The sequence below is a fragment of the Antarcticimicrobium sp. genome, from assembly GCF_029212575.1.
Taxonomy (GTDB): domain Bacteria; phylum Pseudomonadota; class Alphaproteobacteria; order Rhodobacterales; family Rhodobacteraceae; genus Antarcticimicrobium.
The window spans coordinates 47,900-55,266 of the sequence record NZ_JARGPK010000090.1 but is presented as its reverse complement, the minus strand read 5'-3'; the positions used below and the strand labels follow the sequence as shown (position 1 = coordinate 55,266).

6 protein-coding genes are annotated in these 7,367 nt (G+C 68.8%); 4 read left to right on the top strand and 2 right to left on the bottom strand.

Annotation, left to right across the window (positions count from 1 at the left end):
- Positions 1-83: 83 nt before the first annotated feature.
- Positions 84-1,034, top strand: coding sequence for an EamA family transporter RarD (rarD, locus tag P1U75_RS19075; protein WP_300246169.1), 951 nt, complete (start codon positions 84-86; stop codon positions 1,032-1,034).
- Here rarD and P1U75_RS19070 read toward each other — a convergent pair.
- Complete coding sequence (locus tag P1U75_RS19070) at positions 941-1,492, bottom strand: TIGR00730 family Rossman fold protein (RefSeq protein WP_300246166.1); 552 nt, start codon at positions 1,490-1,492, stop codon at positions 941-943. The two genes, rarD and P1U75_RS19070, sit on opposite strands and share 94 nt — an antisense overlap.
- A gap of 121 nt (positions 1,493-1,613) precedes the next feature.
- Here P1U75_RS19070 and P1U75_RS19065 point away from each other — a divergent pair, with 121 nt between their 5' ends.
- The gene (locus tag P1U75_RS19065; RefSeq protein ID WP_300246164.1) at positions 1,614-3,407 is read left to right on the top strand and encodes a LysM peptidoglycan-binding domain-containing protein; all 1,794 of its coding nucleotides are present in this window, start codon (positions 1,614-1,616) and stop codon (positions 3,405-3,407) included.
- Positions 3,408-3,431: 24 nt separating this feature from the next.
- Here the strand turns inward: P1U75_RS19065 and P1U75_RS19060 are convergent, their stop codons facing one another.
- Positions 3,432-3,779, bottom strand: coding sequence for a metalloregulator ArsR/SmtB family transcription factor (locus tag P1U75_RS19060; RefSeq protein ID WP_300246162.1), 348 nt, complete (start codon positions 3,777-3,779; stop codon positions 3,432-3,434).
- A gap of 86 nt (positions 3,780-3,865) precedes the next feature.
- Here P1U75_RS19060 and P1U75_RS19055 point away from each other — a divergent pair, with 86 nt between their 5' ends.
- The gene (locus tag P1U75_RS19055; protein ID WP_300246160.1) at positions 3,866-5,680 is read left to right on the top strand and encodes an ABC transporter ATP-binding protein/permease; all 1,815 of its coding nucleotides are present in this window, start codon (positions 3,866-3,868) and stop codon (positions 5,678-5,680) included.
- A 108-nt stretch (positions 5,681-5,788) separates the two neighbouring features.
- Positions 5,789-7,360 carry an exosortase E/protease, VPEID-CTERM system gene (xrtE, locus tag P1U75_RS19050; RefSeq protein WP_300246158.1) on the top strand — a complete coding sequence of 524 codons (1,572 nt, stop codon included), beginning with the start codon at positions 5,789-5,791 and terminating at the stop codon, positions 7,358-7,360.
- The last annotated feature ends 7 nt before the right edge of the window (positions 7,361-7,367 follow it).

The window sequence follows — 7,367 nt, the reverse complement described above, 5'->3', positions numbered from 1 at the left end:
CTTCCTCACATCTGAAATACCCATACCTCTGACCGGGCGCCGCGCCGATGACACGAGCGGCGGCGCACAGGAGGGCAGGCGACATGACCGAGACGCGAAAAGGCATGCTGGCGATGATCGGCGCCTGCGTGATCTGGGGGCTGTCGCCGCTCTATTACAAGATGCTGGCCCATATCCCGCCGCTGGAGGTGCTGGCGCATCGCACGCTGTGGTCCTTCGTGCTGTTCATCACCATCCTCGCGATGCGCGGTCGCCTGACCGAGATGCGGACCGCGCTGACCGGCTGGCGCCGGGTGGGGCTCTTCGCGCTGGCCTCGGCGATGATCTCGACCAACTGGTTCTTCTACATCATGTCGATCCAGATCGGTCACGCGACCGAGGCCTCGCTGGGCTATTACATCTTTCCGCTGGTGGCGGTGCTGATCGGCCGCTTCGGCTTCGGCGAGCAACTGGCGCGGGCGCAATGGCTGGCGGTCGGGCTGGCGGCGCTGGCGGTCGGAGTGCTGACCTGGGGGCTGGGGGTGGCGCCCTGGATCTCGCTGATCCTCGCGGGCAGCTTCGGTGCCTATGGCGCGGTCAAGAAATACCTGCCGGTGGGGCCGATGGTTTCGGTCACCATCGAGATCCTGTTCTTCCTGCCCGTCGGCCTGACCATGCTGGCGATCCAGTACGGCAGCGGTCAGGGCGCCTTCGGCCGCGAGCTCTGGGACAGCGCGCTGCTGGTGTTCTCAGGCCCGCTGACCGCGACGCCGCTGATCCTGTTCAGCGCGGCGGCGCGGCGGGTGCCGATGGCGACCGTCGGCATCCTGCAATACCTTAACCCGACGCTGCAATTCTTCTGCGCCGTGGCGATCTTTGGCGAGGCCTTCACCTTCTGGCACCAGATCGCGTTCGGGCTGATCTGGGCGGCGCTGGCGCTGTTCTCGGTCTCGGCCCTGCGTCAGGACAGGGCCTCGCGCAGGGCCGCCATGGCCGCCACCGGCGTGTCGGCCCAGGTCAGGAACCCGGAAAGCGAGGCATCGGCAAAGCCCTGATCAATCACATGGTCGATCAGCGCCCGCAGCGGATCCCAATAGCCCTGGACGTTCAGCATTACCAGCGGCTTGTCGTGCAGCCCCAACTGGCGCCAGGTCAGCGCCTCGAACAGCTCGTCCAGCGATCCCGCGCCGCCCGGCAGCACCACCACCGCGTCGGCGTTCATGAACATCACCTTCTTGCGCTCGTGCATGGTCTCGGTCACCACGTAGCGGGTCAGATCCCTCTTGCCGACCTCCCAGGCCACCAGATGCGCCGGGATCACGCCGAAGGTGTCGCCGCCCGCGGCCTGCGCGGCGCGCGCCACCTCGCCCATCAGCCCGACATCGCCCGCGCCATAGACCAGCCGCCACCCCTCAAGCGCCAGCGCCCGGCCCAGTTCCCGCGCGGATGACGCATAGGCGGGCAGGGCGCCCGCGCGTGAGCCACAATAGACACAGACGGATTTTGCGGGCATCGGGACGCCTTTCATGCTCTTGTCAAGGGGGTGAGTTACGTGTTTTGACCCCTGATAGCCGGATTGATACTCTGGCTCAACTGCGCGGCCGCCGGGTTCGCGGATGGGGGAAGAAAAAAGAATGGCATCTGCATCGGGAAGTGGCGGGATCGGCGCCTGGGTCTGGGCTTTGCTGGCCGGGGGGGCCGCGGCCGTCGTCGCCGGGGGGCTCTATGTCGCGGGCGTCTTTGGCCCCGCCCCATCGCCGACACCGGCGGGCGAGACCCCCACCGTTCAGGCCCCCGCGCCCACACCCGCCCCCACACCTGCACCTGTGCCCAGCCCGGCGGAAGATACCGCCTCGGACGCGCCATCAGCCTCCGACCCCGCACCGGCAGCGGCCCCCACACCGGCCCCGGACCCCGCGGTGCCGCAAGAAACCGCCGGGACCGCGCCGCAGCCCGAACCGGCGCCGCAGGACCAGCCCGCCGAGGCCACGCCGCAGGCGCAGCCCCAGGATCAGGCCGCAGCGGATGACACCGAAACGGCAACGCCCCAGCCCGAGCCTGCCGCGCCGCCGCTGACCGCGCCCAGCTTCGACCTGGTGCGGGTGGAGCCCGACGGCACCACCGTGATCGCCGGCCGCTCCGCCCCGGCCAGCACCGTTACCGTGCTGCTGGACGAGGCTGAGCTGGACAGTTTCACCGTCGCCGCCACCGGCGAATTCGTCAGCTTCCTGTCTCTGGGCTCCAGCACCGCGCCCCGGGTGATGACGCTGCGCGCCGTGCTGGACGGGCAGAGCGCGCTGTCGGAGGACCAGATCATCCTCGCACCGACGCGCGCCGCGCCCGAACCGGGGCCTGTCCCGCAGCCCGACCAGCAACTGGCGCTCGCCGGCGATACCGGGCCCGAGCCGGAGCCGGAGCAACCCGCCGCTGCGCCCCAGGCGACTGCCGATACCGCCGCCGCGCCGGAACCACCGGCCGCCGAACCCGAGGCTGGAACCGAGACCGCATCCGATACCGCGCCCGAACCCGAGGCTCCCCCGGCCGCAACCGTGCAGACGTCTTCCGATCCCGCACCGGACAAGGACCCCGAGCCCACGCAAGTGGCCCGCGCCGACACCACAGAGTCCCTGCCCGCCGCCCCGGCAACCGAGGCCCCCGAGCCCGCCCCCGAACCCGCCGCCGCTGCCGCTGGCGCGCCGCAGGAGTCCGCCGAAGCCCCCGCCGCCCCGGTCGAAACCGCCACTTCCGAGCCGCAACCCGCGCCGGTGGCCGAGGAAACCGCCCTGGCCCCGGCCCAGCCGGAGCCGCCGACAACGGCGGAGGGGCAGGGCACGCCTGCGGCCGCCGCCTCGGCGCCCGAAACAGCACCCGCGCCCGTCGCCGTGCTGCGCGCCGGTGCCGACGGGGTCGAACTGATCCAGCCCGCCACCGCGCCCGAGCCGGTGGTGATGGACGAGATCGCGCTCGACACCATCAGCTACAGCGAAACCGGCGACGTGCTGATCTCCGGCCGCGCCGGTGTGCTCTCGGTGGTGCGGGTCTATCTCGACAACCGCGCGGTGACCGATCTTGCCGCCGATGCCAAGGGCCGCTGGAAGGGCCAGCTCGACGGGGTGGAGCCGGGTGTCTACATCCTGCGGCTGGACGAGGTGAACGCGGCAGGAGAGGTGGTCAGCCGCCTCGAAACCCCGTTCAAGCGCGAGGCGCCCGAGGCGCTGCGCGCGCCCGGCACCCCGGACGAGGGCGATCCCGCCGGCGCCCCCGCGGTGCGCGCCGTGACGGTGCAGAAGGGCGATACGCTCTGGGCGATCTCCCGCGCGCGCTACGGCGAGGGTATTCTCTACGTGCGGGTGTTCGAGGCCAACCGCGACCGCATCCGCGACCCCGATCTGATCTATCCCGGCCAGGTGTTCACCATTCCCGAATAGATGCCGGAATGGGGCGGTCCCGGATCAGCTGCGCGGCGCGCCCGGGGGGCCGCCGTCGCAGGCCATCAGGGACGAACAGATCTCGGGATGCGCGCCACAGCAGTCGGTCAAGAGATAGCCCATCAAATCGCGCAGCGTCGCGTAATTCACCCGGTAACAGATGTTGCGCCCCTTGCGTTCCGATTCGATCAGCCCCGCCGCCTCCAGCGCATTCAGATGAAAGCTCAGCCGCGAGGCCGACAGATCCAGCGCCGCGCCGATCTCGCCCGCGGTCATGCCATCCGGCCCCTTTGGAACCATCAGGCGGACCGCCTCCAGCCGGTGCTCGTTGGCCAGCGCGGACAGCACGTTTAGGACTCGACTCTGCTTCATGCTTCAACTACTCATGAACTATTGAACAATTAAGGCCACATTCAGGCCATGGATGTCAAGTCACACAGGCGCTATCTGATCTCACCATGAGCGACACACCACAAATCCCCGCCGCCGCCGAGGCCGAACGCCGCTCGGGCTGGCGCACCATCCGCCGGGTGGCCCCTTATCTCTGGCCCGCCGAGCATCCCTGGATCAAACGCCGCGTGGTGCTGGCGATGGTGATGCTGGTGCTGTCCAAGCTGATCTCCGTCTATACGCCGGTGCTCTACAAGGGCGCGGTCGATGCGCTGGCCGATGAGGGGGTGCCGATGCTGGCCCTCGGCGCGGTCGGACTGACCGTGGCTTACGGCGTGGCGCGGATGATGACGGTGGGGCTGCAACAGTTGCGCGATGCGCTGTTCGCCCCGGTGGCGCAGCGGGCGCTGCGGCGGCTGGCGCTGGAGACTTTCCAGCACATCCACCGGCTGTCGATGCGCTATCACATCTCGCGCAAGACCGGCGGCCTGTCCCGCATCATCGAACGCGGGGTCAAGGGTGTCGAATTCCTGCTGCGCTTCATGCTGTTCAGTGTCGGGCCGCTGATCCTCGAACTGTCGCTGGTCGCGATCATCCTCACCGTGCTGTTCGACGCCTGGTACCTGCTGATCGTGGCGGTGACCATCGGCCTCTATGTCTGGTTCACCTTCAAGGTCACCGAATGGCGGGTGCAACTGCGCCGCGAGATGAACGATTCCGATACCGACGCAAACCAAAAGGCGATCGACAGCCTGCTGAACTATGAGACGGTCAAGTATTTTGGCGCCGAGGCGCGCGAGGCCACCCGTTATGACAGCGCCATGCGCGGATACGAGCGCGCCGCGCTCAAGACCGCCTATTCGCTGGCCTTCCTGAACTTCGGCCAGTCCTTTCTGATCACGCTGGGGCTGATCGGGGTGATGGTGCTGGCCGCGCTCGGGGTGCAGAGCGGGGCGCTCACGGTGGGCGATTTTGTCATGGTCAACGCCTACATGATCCAGATCACCATCCCGCTGAACTTCCTCGGCACCGTCTACCGCGAAATCCGCCAATCGCTGGTCGACATGGGCGAGATGTTCGATCTGCTGGAACAGCCGCAGGAGGTCAGCGAAAAGCCCGGCGCGCAACCGCTCAATGTCACTGGCGGCCGGATCGAGCTGGACGACGTGCGTTTCGGCTACGATCCCAACCGCGAGATCCTCAAGGGCGTCAGCCTCGAGGTGCCGGCGGGCCAGACCGTGGCCATCGTCGGCGCCACCGGTTCGGGCAAATCGACCATCGGGCGGCTGCTGTTCCGGTTCTACGATGTCACCGGCGGGGCGCTGAAGATCGACGGGCAGGACGTGCGCGACGTGACCCAGACCAGCCTGCACGACGCCATCGGCGTGGTGCCGCAGGATACCGTGCTGTTCAACGACACCATCCTCTACAACATCGCCTATGGCCGCGACGGCGCCACCCAGGAGCAAATCGAGCAGGCTGCCCGTGATGCCCAGATCCACGATTTCATCGTCACCCTGCCGGACGGGTACGAGACCAAGGTGGGCGAACGGGGGCTGAAGCTTTCGGGCGGCGAGAAACAGCGCGTCGGCATCGCCCGCACCCTGCTCAAGAACCCGCCGATCCTGCTGCTGGACGAGGCCACCAGCGCCCTCGACACCCAGACCGAGCAGGAGATCAAGGGCGCGCTCGCCCGTGCCGGCGAGGGGCGCACGGTGATCACCATCGCCCACCGCCTCTCGACCATCGCCGAGGCCGACCGCATCGTGGTGCTGGACAATGGCGAGATCGTCGAACAGGGCGCCCATGACGACCTGCTGGCCCGGCAGGGCCGCTACTTCACCCTGTGGCAGCGCCAGCAGAGCAACGCCGAGGCTGCCTGACGCGGCCCCCGCCGCCCCTGCGCGAAAATGGCCGGGTGTCGCCATGTTTCGGCCCGCTTGCTATGGTCTGACCGCGTGCGGAAAACAGGCAACCGGGCAGGCAGGACGATGCAGAACAGGATGATCGGGGCGGTGGCGCTTGTTGTGGCCGAACTGGTCGCCGTGGTTCTGGTGTTCCAGGTCCTGTCCGATTTCGAATGCCGCCAGACCGGGCTGGAGACTGCCTGCCGCAGCCTGCGCAGTCTTGCATTGCGCGGGCTCTGCGTGGTGGCGGCGCTGGGCCTCGTCCTGGGGCTGCGCGCCGATCTGCGTCACGATCTCACCGCGCGCGTCGCTGCCACCCGGAGCCGTTTCGGCTGGGCGCTGCTGCACGGGCTGGGCCTTGCGGTGATCTTCCTGCCCTGGCTGGCCAGCGGCGCCGAGGCCCATCGCGCCGGGTTCCACCTTTTCCTCGGTGCGCTCTGCGGCGGTGCGGCGCTGGCCGTGCTGGGCGGGCTGTTCTGGCTGATGGCGCCGCGCGACTGGTCGGGCTGGCTGCGGACCGGCGGAACCGGCGTGCTGGCGATGCTGGCCGTGGCTGTGCTGATCCCGGACCTTGCCGATGCGCTCGGCTTTGCCTGGAGCATCGACGCGCTGCTCCTGTCCACCTTTTACGGGGTGGCGGTCCTGCTCACGCTGGCCGGTCAGAGCGTGACGATCAACCTGACCCCGCCCACCATCGGTACCAACGGGTTCTTTGCCGAGATCGCCCCGTCCTGCTCCGGGATCGAGGGATTCGCGCTGATCGCGGGATTCATGGCGATCTATGCGCTGCTGATGCTGGGAAGCCTGCGCATGGGGCGCTACTGGCTGGTGGCCCTGCCGCTGGCGCTTCTGGTCAGTTGGCTGTTCAACCTCCTGCGCATCGCCGGGTTGATCCTGATCGGGGCGCATGCCTCTCCGGCGCTGGCGGTGAACGGGTTTCACAGCTTCGCCGGCTGGCTGTTCTTCACCGTGCTGGCACTGGGCATCCTGGCGGTGGTGCAGGGGAGGACGTGGCTGCAGCGCGAGGGCGCCGCCGTCGCAACCGCGCCGGCCCTGACCGGGGATGCCACAGCGGCCCGCATCGTGCCCTTCATCGTCTTCATGCTGTCGGGGCTGGTGGTCAATGCCTTCTGGCAGACCCCGGCACTGGGCTTTCCGCTGCAGGCGGCGATGATGGCCGGCGCGCTCTGGCTGTTCCGGGCGCCGCTGCTGGCGCTGACCTGGCGGCTTGACCCCGTGGCGCTGCTGGCAGGCCTCGCGGTGGGGCTGGGCTGGATCGCGCTGGCGCCCGCCGGTGCCGAACCGCTGGCGGGGCTGGAGCGGCTGGGCGCCGGTGCCTTTGCGCTCTGGGCCGTGATCCGCATCCTCGGCACCTCGCTGCTGGTGCCGGTGGTGGAGGAGGCGTTCTTTCGCGGCTACCTGCTGGACCGGCTCGACACCGGCAGCTGGCAGATGCGGCTTGCTGCGGTGATCATCTCCAGCCTCGCCTTCGCACTGCTGCACGGCCGCATGCTCGAGGCCGGAGCGGCGGGGGTGATCTTTGCGCTGGTGATGCTGCGCCGGGGGCGGCTGGGCGACGCGATCCTGGCCCATGCAACGGCAAACGCCGCGGTGGCAGCCGCGGCGTTGGTCACTGGCGATTGGTCGCTTATCTGACGGCGTT